At 69.4% G+C, this 19,614-nt stretch carries 18 protein-coding genes and 1 pseudogene; 12 read left to right on the top strand and 7 right to left on the bottom strand.

The window, feature by feature from the left end; translation table 11 throughout:
* Positions 1–181: 181 nt before the first annotated feature.
* Positions 182–763, bottom strand: a pseudogene (locus ACZ6YV_RS12940) (TetR/AcrR family transcriptional regulator); the annotation flags it as partial.
* A 96-nt stretch (positions 764–859) separates the two neighbouring features.
* On the opposite strand from ACZ6YV_RS12940, the gene ACZ6YV_RS12935 reads away from it, so the two are divergent.
* The 6 genes from ACZ6YV_RS12935 (at position 860) to ACZ6YV_RS12910 (ending at position 6,642) form a co-directional block, all read left to right on the top strand.
* Positions 860–1,492: an NAD(P)-dependent oxidoreductase gene (locus ACZ6YV_RS12935; RefSeq protein ID WP_465509735.1), complete on the top strand. Its 633-nt coding sequence runs from the start codon at positions 860–862 to the stop codon at positions 1,490–1,492.
* Positions 1,493–1,576: 84 nt separating this feature from the next.
* Positions 1,577–2,302: an SGNH/GDSL hydrolase family protein gene (locus ACZ6YV_RS12930; protein ID WP_465509734.1), complete on the top strand. Its 726-nt coding sequence runs from the start codon at positions 1,577–1,579 to the stop codon at positions 2,300–2,302.
* Between the two features lie 115 nt (positions 2,303–2,417).
* Entirely contained in the window at positions 2,418–2,585 is a 168-nt protein-coding gene (locus ACZ6YV_RS12925; RefSeq protein ID WP_199748656.1) for a hypothetical protein, read from the top strand.
* 329 nt (positions 2,586–2,914) lie between these two features.
* Positions 2,915–3,520, top strand: coding sequence for an RNA polymerase sigma factor (locus tag ACZ6YV_RS12920; RefSeq protein WP_378238249.1), 606 nt, complete (start codon positions 2,915–2,917; stop codon positions 3,518–3,520).
* Positions 3,517–3,996 carry a hypothetical protein gene (locus ACZ6YV_RS12915; protein WP_005149787.1) on the top strand — a complete coding sequence of 160 codons (480 nt, stop codon included), beginning with the start codon at positions 3,517–3,519 and terminating at the stop codon, positions 3,994–3,996. The genes ACZ6YV_RS12920 and ACZ6YV_RS12915 overlap by 4 nt, the downstream gene beginning before the upstream one ends.
* A 192-nt stretch (positions 3,997–4,188) precedes the next feature.
* On the top strand, positions 4,189–6,642 hold the full coding sequence (locus ACZ6YV_RS12910; protein WP_465509733.1) for a CHAT domain-containing protein: 2,454 nt from the start codon (positions 4,189–4,191) through the stop codon (positions 6,640–6,642).
* Positions 6,643–6,920: 278 nt separating this feature from the next.
* Here the strand turns inward: ACZ6YV_RS12910 and ACZ6YV_RS12905 are convergent, their stop codons facing one another.
* Entirely contained in the window at positions 6,921–7,361 is a 441-nt protein-coding gene (locus tag ACZ6YV_RS12905; RefSeq protein WP_465509732.1) for an SRPBCC family protein, read from the bottom strand.
* A gap of 49 nt (positions 7,362–7,410) precedes the next feature.
* Here ACZ6YV_RS12905 and ACZ6YV_RS12900 point away from each other — a divergent pair, with 49 nt between their 5' ends.
* The 5 genes from ACZ6YV_RS12900 to ACZ6YV_RS12880 all read left to right on the top strand — a co-directional run bounded on the left by ACZ6YV_RS12900 (position 7,411) and on the right by ACZ6YV_RS12880 (position 13,353).
* Positions 7,411–9,375, top strand: coding sequence for an FUSC family protein (locus tag ACZ6YV_RS12900; protein WP_465509731.1), 1,965 nt, complete (start codon positions 7,411–7,413; stop codon positions 9,373–9,375).
* A gap of 973 nt (positions 9,376–10,348) precedes the next feature.
* Entirely contained in the window at positions 10,349–11,401 is a 1,053-nt protein-coding gene (locus ACZ6YV_RS12895; RefSeq protein ID WP_465509730.1) for a response regulator transcription factor, read from the top strand.
* A 182-nt stretch (positions 11,402–11,583) separates the two neighbouring features.
* Positions 11,584–11,922 (top strand): hypothetical protein, encoded by a 339-nt coding sequence (locus tag ACZ6YV_RS12890; RefSeq protein ID WP_378238253.1) that lies wholly within the window; start codon positions 11,584–11,586, stop codon positions 11,920–11,922.
* A 204-nt stretch (positions 11,923–12,126) separates the two neighbouring features.
* Positions 12,127–13,059 (top strand): TauD/TfdA dioxygenase family protein, encoded by a 933-nt coding sequence (locus tag ACZ6YV_RS12885; RefSeq protein WP_465509729.1) that lies wholly within the window; start codon positions 12,127–12,129, stop codon positions 13,057–13,059.
* A 63-nt stretch (positions 13,060–13,122) separates the two neighbouring features.
* Entirely contained in the window at positions 13,123–13,353 is a 231-nt protein-coding gene (locus ACZ6YV_RS12880) for an antitoxin (RefSeq protein ID WP_465509728.1), read from the top strand.
* A 134-nt stretch (positions 13,354–13,487) separates the two neighbouring features.
* Here ACZ6YV_RS12880 and ACZ6YV_RS12875 read toward each other — a convergent pair whose 3' ends face one another.
* The 5 genes from ACZ6YV_RS12875 to ACZ6YV_RS12855 all read right to left on the bottom strand — a co-directional run bounded on the left by ACZ6YV_RS12875 (position 13,488) and on the right by ACZ6YV_RS12855 (position 18,517).
* Positions 13,488–14,441, bottom strand: coding sequence for a prephenate dehydrogenase (locus tag ACZ6YV_RS12875; protein ID WP_465509751.1), 954 nt, complete (start codon positions 14,439–14,441; stop codon positions 13,488–13,490).
* Positions 14,442–14,489: 48 nt separating this feature from the next.
* On the bottom strand, positions 14,490–16,508 hold the full coding sequence (locus tag ACZ6YV_RS12870; RefSeq protein ID WP_465509727.1) for an oxidoreductase: 2,019 nt from the start codon (positions 16,506–16,508) through the stop codon (positions 14,490–14,492).
* A gap of 10 nt (positions 16,509–16,518) precedes the next feature.
* Positions 16,519–17,055: a PadR family transcriptional regulator gene (locus ACZ6YV_RS12865; RefSeq protein ID WP_465509726.1), complete on the bottom strand. Its 537-nt coding sequence runs from the start codon at positions 17,053–17,055 to the stop codon at positions 16,519–16,521.
* Between the two features lie 118 nt (positions 17,056–17,173).
* On the bottom strand, positions 17,174–18,022 hold the full coding sequence (locus ACZ6YV_RS12860; RefSeq protein ID WP_465509725.1) for an SAM-dependent methyltransferase: 849 nt from the start codon (positions 18,020–18,022) through the stop codon (positions 17,174–17,176).
* A 27-nt stretch (positions 18,023–18,049) separates the two neighbouring features.
* Complete coding sequence (locus ACZ6YV_RS12855) at positions 18,050–18,517, bottom strand: MarR family winged helix-turn-helix transcriptional regulator (protein ID WP_465509724.1); 468 nt, start codon at positions 18,515–18,517, stop codon at positions 18,050–18,052.
* Positions 18,518–18,659: 142 nt separating this feature from the next.
* Between ACZ6YV_RS12855 and ACZ6YV_RS12850 the strand changes: the two genes are divergently transcribed.
* Positions 18,660–19,607 (top strand): alpha/beta hydrolase, encoded by a 948-nt coding sequence (locus ACZ6YV_RS12850; protein ID WP_465509723.1) that lies wholly within the window; start codon positions 18,660–18,662, stop codon positions 19,605–19,607.
* Positions 19,608–19,614 lie beyond the last annotated feature (7 nt).

The following is a 19,614-nucleotide window of genomic DNA, read 5'->3' as shown; positions in this document are numbered from 1 at the left end:
CTGGCGGGGCGGGAGGCGCCGTGCCGGGTGGCGCGGGGGGAGGTGGGGGTGGGCTGGGGGGGGTGGGGGGGCGGGGGGGGGGGGGGGGGGGGGGGGGGGTGGGGGGGGGGGGGGCGGGGGGGGGGGGGGGGGGGGGGGGGGGGTGCCCCCCACACCCCCCCCCCCCCCCCCCCCCCCCCCCCAACGCGCCCACCAGCGCCGCCGCAAGCCGCTCCGCCCACTCATCCAGCTCTCCGGGGGATGGCTCACGGTCCTCGAACGACGCCAGGAACGCGTACTGGAAACACGCCCCGAGCAGCAGCGACGCCGACGCCTCCAGATCCGCGTCCTCGCGGATCCTGCCGCGACGGAGCTCTTCACCCAGGTATCCGGTGACGCGCACGAGCGGGACGTCCGGCCCGCCCTGCCTGTTCATGACCCGCTCCCGATGGGCCGCGAGCAGCTCCCGCGAGGAGAACAGCGACACCGCGATCGGGAAGCTTTCCAGGTAGAACGACAGCGTGATCCGCGCCAGCCGGGCGAGGTTCGTCTCGAGCGGGGTGTCCGCCGGATTCTTCGTCAGCGCGTCCAAGGTCGTGCCGAGCGCGGGCAGCCGCTCGGTCAGCACGCTCATGAAGATCTCGGTCTTGTCCTTGAAATGCTTGTACAGCAACGCCTCGGAATAGCCCGCGGCCTGGGCGATGGCCTTCGTCGTGGCGTGCGCGTAGCCACGCTCGCGCATCACCTTCGCCGCCGCGGCGACGATCTCCTCGCGGCTTCCCATGTTCGCTCCTGAGGGCTTCTCAGCGTTCGCTCGACAAGTGGTTAGTGTTCACTCACCATAGTGGGTGAGTGAACACTAACCCAGAAAGGCGTGACCATGAAGCTCACTGTTTTCGGTGCCACGGGCGGGGTCGGTTCGGAAGTCGTCAAGCAGGCGCTGGCCGCGGGACACCACGTCACGGCCGTCGTCCGCGACCCGTCCCGGCTGGCCGTCGAGGGCGAACTGCTGGAGGTCGTCGTCGCCGAACTGTCCGAACACGGCGCGCTGACCGAGGCCGTTTCGGGGCGCGACGTGGTGATCTCGGCCCTCGGTACGCGAGACCGCAATCCGACGACCGTCGTCACCGACGGCGCGAACGCCGCCATCGCCGCGATGCGCTCGGCGGGGAACCGGAGGCTGCTGCTAGTGAGTGCGAGCGGAGCGTTCGTCGACGGCGACGCCTTCTTCACCAGGAACTTCGTCAAGCCGCTCCTCGGCAGGCTCCTGAAGCACGCGTTCACGGACATGATCGCCGCGGAGGAGGTCACGTGGGCGAGTGACCTCGACTGGACGATCGTGCGCCCGCCGCGGCTGCTGAACGGGCCGCACACCGGCGCCATCACCGCCCGCACCGACGGCAACGTCCGCGGGAGCTACAACATCAACCGCGCCGACGTCGCCGACTACCTGCTCCGCGCGGCCTCGGACGACTCGCTCGTCCGCCAGACGGTCTCGATCGCCCAAGGCTGACTTCGCGTTTCGTCCTCTGAATGCGGTTGTTGCGTGCGCGACGATCGCGTTCAGAGGACGAAACGCGGAAGTAGAGTCGCTCCGGTGATCAGCCGTGCGGTGGTACTCGCCCCGATCCTGCTCGCGCAAGCCGTCCGGGTGCGCCGTACGACGCCCAGGCTGCCCGCCGCGGCGGGGCCGGTCAGCGGTCTCGTGGAAGGCGAAGGCCGCCCGGTGCGGCTCGCGGTGCTCGGCGAGTCCACCGTGGACGGCGTCGGCGCGGCGACCCACGCCGAGGCGCTGACCGGACGGCTCGCGGAGGAGCTCGCGCGGGACGGCCGCGCTGTCGCCTGGCAGGCCGTCGGCAAGACCGGGGCCAACGCGCAGGTGGTGCGCGAGGAGCTGCTCCCGCTGCTCGGACCCGCCGACCTCGTGGTGATCGCGCTGGGCGTCAACGACACGATCGAACTGCATTCGGCCACGCGCTACCGGCGCGACCTGCTCGATCTGATCGTCTCCCTGCGCCGCCGCGCCGGGCGGATCCCGGTGGTACTGGCGGGGGTGCCGCCGATGGGCCGGTTCCCCGCGCTGCCGCGTCCGCTGCGGGACGTCCTCGGCGCGCGGTCGTCCGCTCTCGACGCCGCGGCCGCCCGGCTGGCGTTGCTGCCCGGCGTCGTCCATGTCCCGATGCCCGCCGCGATGCTGGACCCCGCGACCTTCGCCGAGGACCGTTTCCACCCCGGTCCCGAGGGTTACCGGCGCTGGGCCGAACAACTCGCGGACGTGAGCCGTCAGCTACTCAGCGACACCGTACGGCGGCAAAAGCACTGATCAGGTCACCCGCCTGCCACAGATTAAGAAACTTTCGCGAAAAAGCTGGCTCTGCGTGTATCTGGTGGCAGCCTCGTTGCGTCCTATGGAGCAGTCGAGGAAATGAGGGAACCCGATGACGACCGAGACCAACACCGCGCCCGTCGACGACGAGGCCACGGCCACCGAAGACCTCGAAGAGACCCCGAAGCCGGGCCCGATCACGGCGCCGGTCCCGCCCCGTCCCGGGACGAGCCCCGACGGCAACTGGGACCCGCACGGCACCAAGCCGCCGGTGAACTGAACGAACACAGACAGGTGATGTCCGGAGGCCGAGGGGGCCTCCGGGCATCACCTCCGGGTGCTCCTTCGGGGGAGGGGGACACCTGGACGCGGGCCCGTTGGGGAGCGGGCCCGGGGGGAGGGAAAAAGGACCGGCCGGTGCGCAGTCCACACCTACTCGCGCCGGCCGGTGCCTTTGTCCTCGCCTCAGACCGAGGGGGATGACCGAAACTCGACCAAAAAGTTAGTGACTTGATGTATCCCAGAGCCTCTTGCACGCTCCTTCTCCCCGAAGGGCCCGCGATACTGCCAGCGCCGACACGAAGACACGTCCGAAGTGGGGCAGATACGGTGACCGACGTGCAAACGACCGAGGTAGACCCGCCATGGGAAGGACTGACCGGTGCCGACCTGCATGCCGCCTGCATGCGCGCGGCGCGGGCCGGTGACCGCCAGGCGATGGACAGACTTGTGCTCGAGCTGACCCCGCTCGTGTGGCATGTCGCGCGTGCGAACGGGCTCGATCGCCTGACCGCCGAGGACGTAGTCCAGACGGTGTGGCTCGCCCTGTTCAGCCAGCTCGAGAAACTTCGTGACCCCAAGGCGCTCGCCGCCTGGTTGATCACCACCACCAGACGTGAAGCACAACATCCTTTCGGCCGCCGCGCCCAGCCCGTCCCGCTGACCGACGAGCTGGCCGAAAGCATGGAGAGCACCCATCCGGCTCCCGAAGAGGAAGCCGTCCGCGCCGACCGGGACCGCCGGGTCTGGCGCGCCTTTCTCCGCCTGCCGCATCGTTGTCAGCAGCTCCTTCGGCTGACAGTGCTCGCCGGGCGGGCCGAATACCAACTGGTCGCCGAAGCACTCCGCATGCCGCGCGGAAGTGTCGGCCCGACCAGGGGCCGTTGCCTCGAATCGATGCGCGACCTACTGGCCCACGAAGGGGGAAGCCGATGAACGACCTCGGGACGCCGGGGGAGATGACCTCCCCGGGCGATGAGGCCTTGCTCGCCGATATCGGGCGCTTCATGGACGAATTGGACCCGCCACCGGGAGATCTGGTGCAGCGGGTTCAGTTCGCGCTCGCACTCGAAAACCTCGATGTCGAGGTCGCCCGCTGGGAACGCATGGACGCCACGGCCGGCGTCCGCGGCAGCGACACCGGCACGATCACCTTCACCGTCAGCGACCTGACCGTGATGATCAACCTCACCAAGATCGGCAAGAAGCACCGGATCGACGGCTGGCTCGTGCCCGCCGGCGAGTACGGGGTGGAGGTTCGCGTCGCCGAGCACGGCACGACTTCCACCACCGCCGACGAGGGAGGGCGGTTCGTGCTGGACAACGTTCCCCAGGGGACCACCCAGATCGTGATCCACCTCGGTGACGTGACCTGCCGCCGGACGGTCGTGACCCCGACGGTGGTGCTCTAACCGGACGGCTGTTCCGTTATGCGGCGTGGGTGTGCTCCCATAGTGCGTGTGCCCGCGCCGTCGCCTCCTGTCGTCGATCCCGTAGCCGAAGAGGCGGCCGACCTCCATCGTCGAGCGAGGGCCGCAGCCTCGGATCACGGGCTCACCAGGCCGATACGCCTGCTTCGGCGCGCGCTCGTGCTACTCGGCCAGGTGGACGCGGAACTGGTCGCCCGCTTGGAGATCCGGGTCCGGATCCTGATCAGCCTGGCGGCGGCCGAAGCGGAATTCGTGTCCCAAGAGGACGGTCTCGCCCGGCTGGACGAGGCGGAACGCATCCGGCTGCTGCTGGCGGGCGGCGACGTCCGCCACGAACTGCGGTTCGTCGTCGGGCTCCAGCGCGCTGTCGTGCTGATGCGCGCCGGGCGGCTGGAAGAGTCGCTCGCGCTCAACAACGCCTTTCTTCCCGGCCTCGCCGCCGAGGCGGGCAAGTACAGCGCGGTGCTGACCAGGTCGCTCGTCAACCGCGCTTGGCTGCACCTGGAAATGAGCAACCCGGACGCGGCGTACCGGGACCTCGTCGAGGCGTCGGATCTCGCTGTCGAGCACGGCCATCGGTTGCTGGAAGGGAAGATCCGGCACAACCTCGGCGATCACGCGCAGCTGCTCGGCGACATCCCGGAAGCACTGCGGCACTACGAACAGGCCGCTGCGATCTTCGTGACCGACGGCCCCGGCTCGCTGCCGCTCGTCCGGCTCGACCAGGCGAAGGCGCTGCTCACCGCGGGGCTCGCGGAAGAAGCGGCCCGGCACCTCGACGACGCGATCCCGGAACTCCGAGGCAACGGCGCGGTGCACCTCGTCGCCGAAGCGGAGGTCGCCAGGGCAGGTGCCGCCATCCTGGAGCGCGACTACGCGCTGGCGAAGAAGCTTGCGGCGTCGGCGCGGCGGAGTTTCCTGCGGCGCGGTAAGGGACGCTGGGCGGAGATCGCCGCGTTGACCCAGCTCCGCGCGGACGCGGTGAAGGTGCTGGCGGACAGAGAGAAGAAGCCGTCCTCGAAACTGCCCGAGCGGCTGGCCGATCTCGCCATCCGCCTGGCCGGACTCGGTCTGCGCGACGAAGCGGGCGCGGCCAGGATGTTCGCGGTGCGGCTGCTGATCCGGCGCGACGAGACGGCCGCCGCGCAGGTGCTCCTGGCCCAGGTGCCGAAGCCGCGGCAGACCACGCCGATCGATCACCGGATGCTGCTGCGGTTGTGCCGGGCCGAGCTCGCGGTGGCGTCCCACCGGCCGCGTTCGGCGCTCGCGCAGGCCCGCGCCGGGCTGGCGGAACTCGGCCAGATCCGCGATCGCATGGGCGGGCTCGACCTCGTCTGCGGGACGGCGGCGCACGGCGAAGAGCTGGGCAAGCTCGCGCTGACGCTGGTGCTCAAGAAGGCGAGGCGCAGCGGCGCCGGGGCGAAGAGCCTGTTCGCCTGGCTGGAACGCACGCGCGCGCAGGTGTACCGCTACGAACCGCTTCCGGTCATCGAAGATCCCGACCTCGCCCGGCACATCAACGAAATGCGGCACGTGCAGGGAACGATCCAGGCGCGGCGGCTGTCCGGCGAACCGGTCGGGAAGCTCGAGGAACGCTACGACCGTTTGCAGCGGGAGGCGACCCGGCTCGGGTGGTACACCAGCCAGTGGGGTCGTCCACGGCCCGTCTCGGCGCCTGAGGAGGTGGTCGAGCGGCTCGGGGATCGCGTCCTGGTCAGCCTGATGGGGTATCGCGACACCCTGTACGCGGTGGTCGTCGACCGCGGCCGGTTCCGGCTCTTGAAGCTGGGCCCGCTCGCGGAGATCGTCGAGACCGCGCGGCAGCTGCACGCGGACCTCGACGCGCTGGCCCCGGACAACCTGCCCGCGCCGCTGGTCGAGGTCGTCACCGGTTCCGCGCGGCGCCGGGCGGACAAACTGGACAAACTGATCTCCGCGTCGTTGGCGAAGACGCTGGAGAACCGTGAGCTGATCATCGTGCCGATCGGTTCGCTGTACGCGTTGCCGTGGGGCGCTTTGCCTTCGCTGCACGGGCATCCGGTGTCGATCGCGCCGTCGGCGACCGCCTGGGTGACCGCGTCCGGACGGCGGAGCGACGGGCCGGTCCTGCTCGCCGGTGGGCCCGGTGTGCCGGGTTCGGTCGGTGAGGTGCGGAACCTGCGGACGGTGTACCCGGACGCCCGGCTCGTCGACGGGAAGGACGCGACCAGCGAGACCGTACTGTCCGCTTTGGACGGTTCCGGGATGGCGCACCTGGTCGCGCATGGCGCGCACGAGCCGGCGAACGCGCTGTTCTCGCGGCTGGAACTGGTCGGCGGCCCACTGTACGCGCACGAAACCGCCCGGCTCGCGAAGCCGCCGGAACGGGTGGTGCTGGCCGCGTGCGAACTCGCGATGAGTCACATCCGACCGGGCGAAGAGGCACTCGGGTTCGCCGGGACGCTGCTCGCCAGCGGCTCGCGGACGGTCATCGGCGCGATCGCGCGGGTCGGCGACAAGGCCGCCGCCGACGCGATGGCCGAGCTGCACCGGCGGCTGGCTTCGGGGACCGCGCCCGCCTTGGCGCTCGCCGAGGCGACCGCGGCCGACCCGCTGCGGCGCCCGTTCCTGTGCCTGGGCGCGGGCTGAAGGGGACTTCGCCGCATGCGATGCGGCGAAGGGAGCCTTCGCCGCGTGGTGCGCCGAGGCTCCGGTCTACGGAGTGGCGAAAGGGACTTCCTCCGCGTCTCATGCAGCGAAAGCGTCCTTCGCCGCGTCCTACGAGGCCACGGCGTCCTTCAACTACCCACAGGACTTGTCCACAACCCTCGTCACCTGTGGACAACTCGGCCGATCAGCCGTACCCGCCGCCCATCACCGATAGACTGGACTCGGGGTCGCCCCCCTGGGACGGGTGGGGGGTGGGGTCAGGGGCGTTCGGCGTGTTTCACCAGGCGAGTGGCCAGGAGTGAGACCACGGTCCGGAGGGCTTTGCAGGCGGCGGTGCCGGTGCCGGGCACCGATTCGGTGAACCGGCCGGTCCAGCGCAGATCCGTGCCACCGGAAGCGTTCGGCGTGAAAGAGACTTCGGCGCGGTAGTCCTTCAGCGGCGCGAGGCCCGCGAAGCCGTAGACGTGCTTTCGGTCCTGTTCGTACTCCAGTGTCTCTTCGTGGATGTACACCGGCCACAGGCCGACGGCCCGGACGGCGCCCACCTCGTCCTCGCCCGGCTTCCGAGCCCAGCGCGAGTGGAACACGATCGGCTTCGCCCATTCCGACCACCGGGAACCGTCGGCCTCCAACGCGAACAGGGAGGCGGGCGAGGCACTGCTCGTCCGGTTGATCTCGAAGGAGTACGTCTTGCCCATGTGGCGACGATAACCGCTCCGGACGCGACGGATAAGTCAAGATAGGGGCGTGAGCACGACGCGCCGCGAGATCGCCGCACCGCATTGGCTGGTGCAGCTGCTCCGCAGCACACCGGTTCCCATCCCGTGGAACATGGTCGCCCGCGCCGTCCTCGCGCTCGCCGTGCCGCTGGCCGTCGGCTACGCGCTCGGCGACATCGGCGTCGGCGCGCTCGTCTCCACCGGCGCCCTGCCCACCGTCCTGTCCGAATCCGCCGGCCCGTACCGCTACCGCGCCCGGCGGCTCGGCGGCGCCACCGCGGCCGCGGCCTTCGGCTACTTCGCCGGGCTGATCACCGGAGGGATCCCCGCCGCCTCCATCCCGGTCGTCGTCGGGGTCGCGGCGGTGTCCGCGCTGATCAGCGCGGCAGGCAGCAACGCGTCGGTCGCCGGGCTGCAGATGTTCGTCTTCTGCGTGCTCGGCACCGGCCAGCACGTCACCGGCCTGCGTGTCGAAATCCTCCTCGGCTACTTCTGCATCGGCGCCGCATGGAGCCTGCTCATCGCGCTCGCCACCTGGACCTTCCGCGCCACCAGCCCCGAACGCGGCGCCGTCGCCCATGTCTACGTCGAGCTCGCCGCGATGCTGTCCGCGACCGACGAAGCCACCTCCCGCGTCGCGCGCCACCAGCTCACGACCGCGATGAACACCGCGTACGACCGGCTGCTCACCGCGCGATCCTGGCTGTCCGGCCGCGACGCCACCTACCGTCAGCTGCTCAACCTGCTCTCGGCCAGCACCCCCGCCGTCGAGGCGTCGGTCGCGATGGTCAACGCCGGCCGCCACGCCCCGGACGACGTGATCGGCCACTTCATCGCGACCTCGGCCGCCGTCCTCGCGAACCAGGAACCGCCGGAACCCCCCGAAGCGCCCGAAGACGCCGACCCGGTCCTCGCCGCGCTCTACGCCGGACTCGCCCGTATAGCCAAGGGCGACAACCGGAAACGGCGCGAGGTCCAGCCGTGGCACAAACGCCTCCGGAGCTGGGCGGGTTCGCTCATCTCCGGCCCGCTCACCTGGTTCGCCGCGCTCCGCCTCACCCTGTGCGTCGCGATCGCCGAAGTCGTCGCGCTGTTCGTCCCGTTCGAACGCTCCTACTGGATCACGCTCACCGTCGGCATCGTCCTCAAACCGGACTTCGGCTCGGTCTTCGGTCGCGCCGTCCTGCGCGGCATCGGCACGGTGATCGGCGTGGGCATCGGCGCGGCCGTACTCGCCGCGGGCGGCGAGGGCTGGCTGCTGGTCCTGCTGATCGCCGTGTTCGCGGGCGGCGTCGCGGTCGGCAAGGTCCGCAACTACGGCATCCTCAGCGCCTTCGTGACGCCGCTGATCATCCTGCAGATGGACCTCGCCAGCACCGGCAGCTGGAACGTCGTGCTCGCCCGGCTCGTCGACACCGTGCTCGGCTGCGCCATCGTCCTGCTCTTCGGCTACCTGCTCTGGCCGGGCAGCCGACGGCCCCAGGTCGGCGGACGGCTCGCCGACAGCCTCGACAGCCTGGTCGAATACGTCGACAAAGGTCTCGTGCTCGCCCCGTCGGGCGAAGCGCGGTTGGAACGCTCACGCGCCCGTCGCCGCGCCTACCGCGCACTGGCCGACCTGCGGACCGCGTTCCAGCAGGTCGTCGTCGAACCCTCCGCCGCCGGACGGCAGGCCGTCGCCTGGTGGCCGGTGATCGCCGGACTCGAACGCGTCGCGGACGCCGTCACCGAGGTCGGCGTCACCCTCGGCCGTGGCGCCCCCGCCCCGGGCGAAGACGACATCGCTCTGCTGACGGCCGCGCTCGCCGAACTCGCGGCCGCCGTCCGCGAGGAGCGGGACCCGGCGGAGATGCCGATGCCCGACAACGAGCAGCTGTCCGGCGTCGTCGACCAGATCGGCGCCGCCTTCGACGCCGTGCGCGGTCCCGACCTCGTCGAGCGCGCGCCGTTGCGGCTGGTCCGGCGGTTCCTGCCCTATCACCGCCGCGCCTAGCTGTGACGACAGGCGTTAGTTGGCATCACCGTCTCGTCTGACGTTGCAGTTCTTGGCCAGGTGCAGGTGGTAGGTGGCATGAATTGCAGTCGATAGTTGGCATGGCTGGCAGCACGTCGTGTCTGCCAGCTTCAGCGTTGTACTTGGATGTCGCGATGGTGGTCCCGCAGGCCGCTGGTGTGGTCGCACGTGTGCAGCTGGGCGGACCTGGCACAGAGTGAGTTCTCGTTCGGCAACCTCCGCGCAGGAGGCGAGGTTTCTTGCACGCCCTTGTCGATCGGCATGGGGCCGCGCGATTGTGAGGAGCCATTTCTTCTGGTGCCGGGATTGTCTGCTCCGCGACCGCCTTCGCTGTCGAACGGCCTTCGCGTGCTTGTCGCGACAGTTCGCGACGGTCGCGTTCGCTGTCGAGAGGAGGTTGCTGATGCGTCAGGTCCGGGGCCGATCGATTCGGCCGAGGAAGCTGGAGACTAAGTCGTCCAGCCGAGTTGGCCGAGCCGGTCGCGAGGTGGCCCGCGTGAGGGAACCTGATGTCTGGAAGGGGCTACGCCCGGTGTTGTGCCTGCTGGCCTTCGCCGCGGCTGCCCTGGAGGACAACGAGGCCCTTGCCGTTGTGGCAAGGGCGCTCATCGCGGTTGGTGACATGATCGTCAACGCTGGTCGGCACAAGCGGTCATAACACCAGGTCCGGTCGTCGTATGGCGGCCGGACCACCACCGCATCCAGGAAACCTCAATCGCGGTCGGCATGCAAAGGGAGACGGCAGGATCAAATCCTGAACCGTAACAAAATATGGTTTCGTTACATCGAATTCCTACGTAACCGGGAGGGGGGTCTGGTGGAAGACGTTGTCGGCATCTGCCCGTCGTGCGGAGATCCGCTTCCCCCGAACTCCGGGAAGGGACGCCCCCGGCGGTACTGCTCGGCCGCATGCCGCACGGCGAGCCATCGAGCCCGCGAGCGCGATGACAGGATGGCCGAGGCCCGCAGTGCGCGCCGCTGCGTGAACAGCGTGGCCGGACACGCCTGCCAACGGCCGGCGGAGTTCGTGCTGACCGTGGACGGCCAAGAGGTACGCACCTGCGGCATCTGCCGCGAACTGGTCATGGCGTTTCTGACCAGGCAGGGCGCGACCGCCACGACCGTGGACGTCGAGCCGTTCGACAGGCCGCCCGCGGGGCGCTCGAGTGCTCCCGTCGCACACGACAGGCAGTCCCGCGGTCGGATCCTGGTGCTGGAGGACGACGCCGATCTGCGCCTGGCACTCGCGCGCGGGCTGCGAGCGCGAGGATATGAGGTGACGGAGGAGGGGGATCTGCCTGCGGTGGACGAGCGCGTGCGCACCGACCCGCCGGACCTGCTTCTCCTCGACCGCATGGTCCCCTCCGGAGACGCTCTTGACTGGGTTCGGCACATCCGCGCCTACGGCAACGCGATCCCGGTGGTAATCCTGACCGCGCGCGACTCGCTCGGCGACCGGCTCCAAGGCTTCGAACGCCACGTCGACGACTACATCGTCAAACCGTTCGCCATGACTGATCTTGCCACCCGAGTGGGCAGAGTGCTGCTCCGATCCCGTCCAGACAGCCAGACCGAGCAGACCTACACCGACAGCTTCGTCCATCTGGACTTCCAGGCAGGCGAACTCCGGGTCAGTGGCATCGCGGTGCCACTGACCCGGCAGGAATTCCGTTTTCTCGAAGTGCTGGTGCGCAATGCCGGGGCGATCCAGTCGAGGGAGAAAATCGCCCGCACGCTGTGGGATAGAAAGCCGTCATCGATGAGCTCGCTGGACGCTGTGGCTCATCGGCTGCGCCAGAAGCTGAAACCGACGGATCTGGGTGAAAGCCCGATCGTCGCCGTGCGGGGCAGGGGCTACCTGTACCAGGTGCCGGCAACATCTGCCGGACAAGCGACACAGCTGCTCGCTCGACGTTCCGGCTACGGCCACGCCAGCCGAGCCCTCGACATTCTCAACGCCCGCGAGCGCCAGGAAACGCACTCCGAGACTCCCGACCAAGACTGACCCGCCAGCCAGTCGGCCGGCCGCATGGCAGGTCCCGTCGACCGAGCACAGCGCACCATGCCAACTAACGCTGGGATATGCCAATTATCACCTGTCGTCACACTAGCGACGGACCCACCCGGATGGGGGAGGGTGAGCATGGTCTCGAACTAATGTTCGAGTTTTCACGCATAATCGACCCCATGCTCGACACTGGTGACACGCTGCCGCCGGGGCCGCGTCACCTGCACATGGTCCGGCCCCATCAACCCGTCTGGGTCGACCTCAAGCTGGTCTACCCGGTGGACGCTTCGAAGACCCGTCTCCCCGACGGCCTGGACCTGACCGGCACCGTCCCCGGGCTGCTCGGGATGTGGCGGGCGACGACGACGGCGCACTGGGTCGGCTGGGTGACCTTCCAGCTCGGCCCGGTCGGCCGGGGCGGCACGACGCATTCGCAGTGGGTGCTGGCCGAGGCGCTGAGCCCGCGCGAGGAGCGGAACGCCTGGTCGGGAAGCTATCCCTACGAGCGGCGACGGTGAATATCCCGTCCCGTGGACGAGGTTGACCCCGCTCCCGTCCCGCCGTCACCATGAAGACGTGTCCGTCATCCTGAAGTCCTCGCCGATCCGCTCGGCGGGCGAAGGTGTCGTCGCACTTCTCCTGCGTCGTGGACGTCTGGGTTCGCCGCCCGCGTAGCTCCTCATCTCGCCAAGTCATCCGACGGTGAAATCCAGGGAGCACGTATGTCCATCGAACTGCCCGACCGTGTCCACCTCCGCCCCGCGACCGTCCCCGACGGCGGGATCCTCGAAGGACCGCGTGTGCTGCGGCGCCTGCCGGAGGGTGTCGAAGAACGCCCCTACAAGCTTTTCTCGCTGCGCCCGCTGGGACGGGTGATCGGCGCCGAGATCAGCGGCGTCGACCTCGCCGAGCCCCTGACGCCCGCCCTGCACGCCGAGGTGAACCGCGCGCTGCTGGAGTGGAAGGTGCTGTTCTTCCGCGACCAGGACATCACTTCGGCGCACCAGCGCGCGTTCGCCGCCAACTGGGGCGAGCTGGAGACGAACCCTTTCATCCCCAAGGGCGAGACCGAAGACACCACCCGGTTCAGCAGGTCGGCGACCATGCCCGCGTTCGAGAACATCTGGCACGTGGACGTCACCTTCCGGCCCGAGCCCGCGCTCGGCTCGGTCCTGCGGCTGATCGAAGTCCCGCCCGTCGGCGGCGACACGATGTGGGCCGACATGGCCGCCGCCTACGACAACCTGCCGGAAGACGTCCGCCGGCGCATCGACGGGCTGACCGCGGTGCACGACTTCATCCCCGGCTTCGACCGCTTCAGCGACCCGGAACTGCTGCTGCGCCACCAGGACGCCTTCCCGCCTGTCGAGCACCCTGTCGTCCGCACGCATCCGGAAACCGGGCGGCGCACCCTCTTCGTGAACCAGGCCTTCACGACCCGCATCGTCGGGCTCGACCGAGACGAGAGCGACAGGCTCCTGCGGTACCTGTTCAGCCGGGCGCACGTCCCGGAGTTCCAGGTGCGCTTCACCTGGCGTCCCGGTTCGGTGGCCTTCTGGGACAACCGCGCCACGCAGCACTACGCCGTCAACGACTACCACCCGTACGCGCGAGTGGCCGAACGCGTCGCCATCGTCGGCGACCGGCCGTTCTGAAGGTGTCCCCGCGATGGGTGATCGCCGGGGCGGGTTCACCGGTACCTGTGTGACGATTAGGGCATGGGCATCAACTTCGATGAATTGAAGAACAAGGCCACCGACGCTCTCCGCGAGCACAACGACAAGATCGAAGGTGGCCTGGACAAGGCGGCGGACTTCGCCAAGTCGAAGTTCTCCGGCCACGACTCCCAGATCGACTCCGGGGTCGGCAAGGCGAAGGACTTCATCAACAAGTTCGACGACACCCCCGACACCCCGCAGGCGCCCCAGAACCAGCAGCCCCCGCAGTGATATCTGTCGCGCGCTGACGAAGACGTTCCGCAGGGCGCAGGCCGTACGACACTCACGTCGGCGAGTCGGCGCCCTGCAAAACGTCTTCGTGGCCTTCGGCCAAAGAGGCGCGCGACGGCGAAGACCTTGCCGGGCTAGGAGACCTCGCCGATCGCGGTGCCGCCGTCGATCGCCGTGATCCGGCCACCGCGCTCGCCGAGAGCGATCAGGCCGTCCCGCGCGTCCGGGGCCGTCAGGCTGACCCGCACCCCCGCGCGTTCCGCGTCCTTACCGGCCGCAAACGCTTGCGCACCCTCGTGACCGGCGTTGACCGTGACCGCGAGACCGCCCGTCGACGCCAGCGAACCCCGCGCGGCACCCAGCCGCCCGAGCGCCTCGTCGACGATCGGCAGCAGCGCTTCCCGGTTGCCCTCGGTCATCGCCCGCACCAGCGCCGGGCTCGACCCGGCCACCCGCGTGCCGTCCGTGTAGGACCCGGCGGCCAGCGACATCGCCAGCGGCCCGCCCTGCGCGCCGATCGTGGCCAGGATGGCCGCGAAGATATGCGGCAGATGCGAGATCCGCGCGACGGTCTCGTCGTGCGAGTCCGCGGGCAGCGGCACGACATGCGCGCCGACGTCCAGCACCAGCCCCGCGACCTCGGCCCACGCGGTCAGATCGGTGTCGTGCTCGACACCCAGCACCCACGCGGCGCCGCCGAACAGCGCCGGGTTGCTGGCCTTCCAGCCGGACTCGGCCGTCCCGGCCATCGGATGCCCGCCGACGAACTTCGCGTACGGCGCGCGGCGCCGGACGGAGTCGAGCACCGGGCCCTTCACGCTGGTGACGTCGGTGAGCACGCAGTGCCCGGCGACCCGCGAAACGGTCCGAAGCACCTCTTCGACCGCGGGCAGCGGTACCGCGAGCACGATCATCGCGTCCCGCTCAGCCGCCTTGCCCAGCGCCGCTTCGACCTGCGTGGTCACGTCGAAACCCGCTCTGCTGGCCGCGTCCGCGTCCGCTTCCGAGGTCGTCGCCCCGAACGTGGTGCGGCCGATCGAGTTCGCCGCGCGCAGCAGCGAACCGCCGATCAACCCGAGCCCGATCACGCATACGTCCCGCACAAGGGTTCATCCTGCCATCTCACGCGCCACTCGTCAGAGAACGGCGGCGAGGCGCGTTCCCTGATCGATGGCCCGTTTGGCGTCCAGTTCGGCCGCGACGTCGGCGCCGCCGATCAGATGCGCCGGCAGTCCGGCCGCCCGCAGGCCGTCGGCGAGGTCGCGCACCGGCTCCTGGCCGGCGCAGACGACGACGGTGTCCACGGCGAGCAGGCGCGGCTTGTCACCGACGGTGATGTGCAGGCCGTCGTCGTCGATCCGGTCGTAGGTGACCCCGGTGAGCTGCTCGACCCGCTTGGCCTTCAACGCGGCCCGGTGCACCCAGCCGCTGGTCTTGCCCAGCCCCGCGCCGATACCGGACTTCTTGCGCTGCAGCAGGAAGACCTGCCTCGGTGACGGCTCGACCTTCCGCTCGGTCAGCCCGCCGGCCGCCCGCTCGGGATCGGTGACGCCCCATTCGGCCATCCACGCGTCCAGATCGAGCGCGGGGGACGTGGTGTGCGTCAGGAACTCGCTGACGTCCACGCCGATACCGCCCGCGCCGATCACGGCGACCTTGTCGCCCACCGGTTTCCCGTGCCGGACGACGTCCACATAGGACAGCACCTTGGGGTGGTCGATGCCGGGGAGCGACGGCACCCGGGGTGTCACGCCGGTGGCCAGCACGACCTCGTCGAACCCGGCTTCGACAAGGCTTTCGGCGGTCGCACGGGTGCCGAGGTGGACCTTGACGCCGGTGACCTCCAGCCGTCGCGTGTAGTACCGGATGGTCTCGGCGAACTCCTCCTTGCCCGGGATCTTCCGCGCGATCCCGAACTGGCCGCCGATCTCGTCGTCGGCCTCGAACAGTTCGACGGCGTGGCCCCGCTCGGCGAGGCTGGTCGCGGCCGCGAGCCCGGCGGGACCGGCGCCGACGACGGCGACGCGTTTGGTCTTGCGGGTGGGCGACAGGGTCAGCGTGGTCTCGTGGCCCGCACGCGGGTTGACCATGCAGGACACCAGCTTCCGCTTGAACGCGTGGTCGAGGCAGGCCTGGTTGCAGGCGATGCAGGTGTTGATCTCGTCCTCGCGCCCGGTCTCGGCCTTCCGGATCCACTCCGGGTCGGCGAGGAACGGCCGCGCCATCGACACGAGATCCGCGTCGCCGCCGGCCAGCGCCTCCTCGGCGACCTCGGGCATGTTGATCCGGTTCGACGTGACCACCGGGATCCCGACGTGCGGTTTGAGCTTCCCGGTCACCCAGGTGAAGGCCGCGCGCGGCACCGACGTCACGATCGTCGGCACCCTCGCCTCATGCCAGCCGATGCCGGTGTTGATGATCGTCGCGCCCGCCTCTTCGACCTCCTTGGCCAGCGCGACGACGTCCTCCCAGCTTTGGCCGCCCTCGACGAGGTCCAACATGGACAGTCGATAGATGATGATGAAGTCCTCGCCGACCGCTTCCCGCGTGCGGCGCACGATCTCGACGGCGATCCGCCGCCGGTTCTCCGCGCTGCCGCCCCATTTGTCGGTGCGTTTGTTGGTCCGCTCGGCGAGGAACTGGTTGATGAAGTACCCCTCGGAGCCCATGATCTCGACGCCGTCGTAGCCCGCTTCCTTGGCCAGGAAGGCACAATCGGCGAACGCGCGGATCTGCCGCAGCACGCCGTACCCGGACAGGGCCCGCGGTTTGAAGGGGTTGATCGGTGCCTTGATCCCCGACGCCGAAACGCTCAGCGGATGGTAGGAATACCGGCCCGCGTGCAGGACCTGCAGCGCGATCTTGCCGCCCGCCTCGTGCACCGGATCGGTGAGTCGCTTGTGCGCCTTGGCTTCCGCGCGCGTCGAGAGCTTCGACGCCAGCGGCAGGAGCCAGCCGGTCCGGTTCGGCGCGAACCCGCCGGTGACGATCAGCCCGACGCCACCGCGGGCGCGTTCGGCGTAGTACTCGGCCAGTTGCGGGAAATGCGCTTCCTTGTCTTCGAGGCCGGTGTGCATCGAGCCCATGATCACCCGGTTGCGCAGGGTGGTGAAGCCGAGGTCGAGCGGGGACAGCAGGTTCGGGTACTGGCTCATCGCTGGGTCCTTACGCATCGTGGTGGAATGCCCGGAGGACTTCTTCGAGCCACTCGACGTGGCCCTGTTCGGTTCGGATTCCTCCGCGCAGCACGAGGAACTGGTGCAACGACTGTCCACTGAGGACGCTGGGGTCGGGGAAGTCGCGCTTCTCGATCAGCAGGTAGGCGTCGAGCCGGTCCGTGTGCGCGTCGCGATGCCGGGTGATCTCGGCGGCGACGGCGCCGGGTTCGCCGAGCGTCGCGCCACGGATCTTGACGGCGAGTTCCCTGGCCGTGGCCGAGGGATCGGGTTCGGCGAGCCAGCGGGCCAGTTCGACCCGGCCTGCGTCGCCGACGGTGTAGACCTTCTTGTCGGGTTTGCCGGACTGCGCGACCTGGTCGACGGTCACCCAGTCGGCGTCCTCCATACGCTTGAGGACGCGGTAGATCTGCTGGTGGGTGGCGTTCCACCACAGTCCGATGGACTTCTCGAAGCGGCGCGTCAGCTCGTAGCCCGAGCCGGACCGCTCGGACAGGGAGACCAGGATCGCGTGCTCCAGTGCCATGCACCCAGTTTCATATGCACCTAGTTGCACTGCAAGGCGACGCGCGTCACAAGTACATGAAGGCCCCCTTCACTGCGCTAGGCGCAATGAAGGGGGCCTTCATGTACTTCCAGAGCTATTACGGCTTGCGGGCGATCCCGCCGATCACGCGCGACTCCGAGGGTGCCCCGGCGAAGACCGTCTTCTCGTCCGGGTGCCACGCCGGCGCGTAGACCAGGCCCGGCTCCAGCAGCGGCCAGCCGCCGAAGAACCGCCGGAACTCGTCCATCGTGCGCAGGAAACCGGGGTTCGTCGTGGTCTCGTAGTACTCGAGGATGTCGAGCAGCGCCTGCCGCTCCTCGTCGTTGGCCGGGTTCTCGTTGGTCATCTGCGAGAGCACCAGCAGCGACCCCGGCGCGAGCCGTTCGCGGTAGAAGGCCAGCAGCGCGTCCGGGTCCTGCTCGTCCTTGATGAAGTGCATGACCGCGTTGATCACCAGCGCGACGGGCTCCTCGACGTCGATGATGCCGGAGTCCATCACCCGTTCCCAGAGTCCCTCGGGATCGAACAGGTCCGCGGCGACCGCGTGGTGCCGGTCCGGATCGGCGGTGTCGGCGAGCAGCAGCGTCGAATGCGCGAGCGCGATCGGCTCGTTGTCGATGTAGAGGACCTGCGTGTCCTCCTGCGGTCGCGTCTCGTCGGCGACCTCGTGCACGTTGCCCGCCGTCGGCAGGCCGGAGCCGATGTCGACGAACTGCCGGATGCCCAGCTCCGCGCAATGCCGCACGGCCCGGCCGAGGAACTGCCTGCTGGTCTTGCAGTAGTCGCCCATGAGCGGCAGGCGCTTGCGCACCTTCTCGGCGAAGAGGCGGTCGATGGCGTAGTTGGTCTCGCCGCCGATGAAGTAGTCGTAGACCCGGGCCGCGGAGGGCCGGTCCAAGCTGTTCTCGACGGCCTTGAGCGCCGCGTCGTGATCGATCATCGTCATCCCTTTGTCCGCGCCGGAAATCCCATGCTAACCGGCCGGGACGTAGGTCTGACGGTAGGCGTTCACGGATTCGGTCAAGCGATCGAGTTCCGCGCGGGTGCGGGCGAGACCGGCCGCGTCGAGGCCCATCGCGTCGCCGATGATCTTCGGGATCCCGCTCGCGCGGTCCCTGAGCCGGGCACCGTCCTCGGTGAGGCTGATGCGCACGGACCGCTCGTCGTCGGCCTGCCGGTCGCGCCGGATCAGGCCGGACTTCTCCAGGCGCTTGAGCAGGGGCGACAGCGTGCCGGAATCGAGGTTCAGCACGGTGCCGAGCTCCTTGACCAGCCGCTCGTCCTCCTCCCAGAGCACGAGCATCACCAGGTACTGCGGATAGGTCAGGCCCAGATCGTCGAGCACGACGCGGTAAAGCGCGGTCACGGCCCGCGATGCCGCGTAGAGCCCGAAGCACAGCTGATCGTCCAGGCACAGCGATCCGGTGTTGTCCGTCGGCATCGGTCCTCCTCGTCCCATGGTGCGTCGATCATGCCTCAGCCCGCCACTTGAGTGGGCTAAATCTCCTTGAGGGCATTTTAGTTGTGCACAACTGAGTTGCGGGCTACCTTCAGTCCATCGACTTCGCTCCCAGGAGGCAGAAATGACCGCCAACCCGCACAACTTGGCCCTCGAACCGGCCGCGCAGGCCTTCGTCGAGGCGACAGCCACCCCGCCGTTCCTCTTCCAGCTGCCGCCGGACGAGGGACGCAAGGCCGTCGACGAGGTCCAGGGCGGCGACGTCGAACTGCCCGCCGCCGACGTCGAGACCACGCACGTCGACGGCGTCGAGGTCCGCATCGTCCGGCCCCAGGGCGTGACCGGCCCGCTGCCCGTGATCGTCTACATCCACGGCGCCGGCTGGGTCTTCGGGAACTTCCACACCCACGAACGCCTGGTCCGCGAGCTCGCCGTCGGCGCGGGCGCGGCCGTCGTCTTCCCCGAATACGACCGTTCGCCGGAGGCGCGCTACCCGGTCGCCATCGAGCAGAACTACGCGGTGGCGAAGTGGGTCGCCGAGCACGGCGCCGAGAACGGGCTCGACAGCACGAGGATCGCGATCGCCGGTGACTCCGTCGGCGGGAACATGACCGCCGCGCTCACCCTGCTCGCGAAGCAGCGCGGCGACGTCACCTTCCGTCAGCAGGTGCTCTTCTACCCGGTCACCGACGCGAACTTCGACACCGAGTCCTACAAGCGGTTCGCCGAGGGCTACTTCCTCGCCCTCGAAGGCATGAAGTGGTTCTGGGACCAGTACACGACCGACCCGGCGCAGCGCGCGGAGATCACGGCGTCGCCGCTGCGGGCGAGCCTCGACGAGCTGGCGGGCCTGCCGCCCGCGCTGGTGATCACCGGGGAAGCCGACGTCCTGCGTGACGAGGGCGAGGCGTACGCCGCGAAGCTGCGTCAGGCCGGAGTGCCGGTGACGGCCGTGCGGTACCAGGGCATCGTCCACGACTTCGTCATGCTGAACACGCTGCGCGAAACGCATGCCGCGGAGGCGGCGATAAAGCAGGCGATCGGGGTACTGCGTACCGCTCTCGAAGGCTGAGTAGCCC

It is taken from the genome of Amycolatopsis sp. NPDC102522 (genome assembly GCF_055584485.1).
The sequence above is the reverse complement of the archived record's forward strand: the minus strand, read 5'-3'. Positions and strand labels throughout refer to the sequence as shown.

Coding starts and splice junctions, on each gene's coding strand:
- ACZ6YV_RS12870 (WP_465509727.1), bottom strand. CDS start 16,508: ATGAGCCAGTACCCGAACCTGCTGTCCCCGCTCGACCTCGGCTTCACC.
- ACZ6YV_RS12865 (WP_465509726.1), bottom strand. CDS start 17,055: ATGGCACTGGAGCACGCGATCCTGGTCTCCCTGTCCGAGCGGTCCGGC.
- ACZ6YV_RS12860 (WP_465509725.1), bottom strand. CDS start 18,022: ATGACGATGATCGATCACGACGCGGCGCTCAAGGCCGTCGAGAACAGC.
- ACZ6YV_RS12935 (WP_465509735.1), top strand. CDS start 860: ATGAAGCTCACTGTTTTCGGTGCCACGGGCGGGGTCGGTTCGGAAGTC.
- ACZ6YV_RS12885 (WP_465509729.1), top strand. CDS start 12,127: ATGTCCATCGAACTGCCCGACCGTGTCCACCTCCGCCCCGCGACCGTC.
- ACZ6YV_RS12895 (WP_465509730.1), top strand. CDS start 10,349: ATGGCCGAGGCCCGCAGTGCGCGCCGCTGCGTGAACAGCGTGGCCGGA.
- ACZ6YV_RS12925 (WP_199748656.1), top strand. CDS start 2,418: ATGACGACCGAGACCAACACCGCGCCCGTCGACGACGAGGCCACGGCC.
- ACZ6YV_RS12855 (WP_465509724.1), bottom strand. CDS start 18,517: ATGCCGACGGACAACACCGGATCGCTGTGCCTGGACGATCAGCTGTGC.
- ACZ6YV_RS12880 (WP_465509728.1), top strand. CDS start 13,123: ATGGGCATCAACTTCGATGAATTGAAGAACAAGGCCACCGACGCTCTC.
- ACZ6YV_RS12850 (WP_465509723.1), top strand. CDS start 18,660: ATGACCGCCAACCCGCACAACTTGGCCCTCGAACCGGCCGCGCAGGCC.
- ACZ6YV_RS12890 (WP_378238253.1), top strand. CDS start 11,584: ATGCTCGACACTGGTGACACGCTGCCGCCGGGGCCGCGTCACCTGCAC.
- ACZ6YV_RS12905 (WP_465509732.1), bottom strand. CDS start 7,361: ATGGGCAAGACGTACTCCTTCGAGATCAACCGGACGAGCAGTGCCTCG.
- ACZ6YV_RS12915 (WP_005149787.1), top strand. CDS start 3,517: ATGAACGACCTCGGGACGCCGGGGGAGATGACCTCCCCGGGCGATGAG.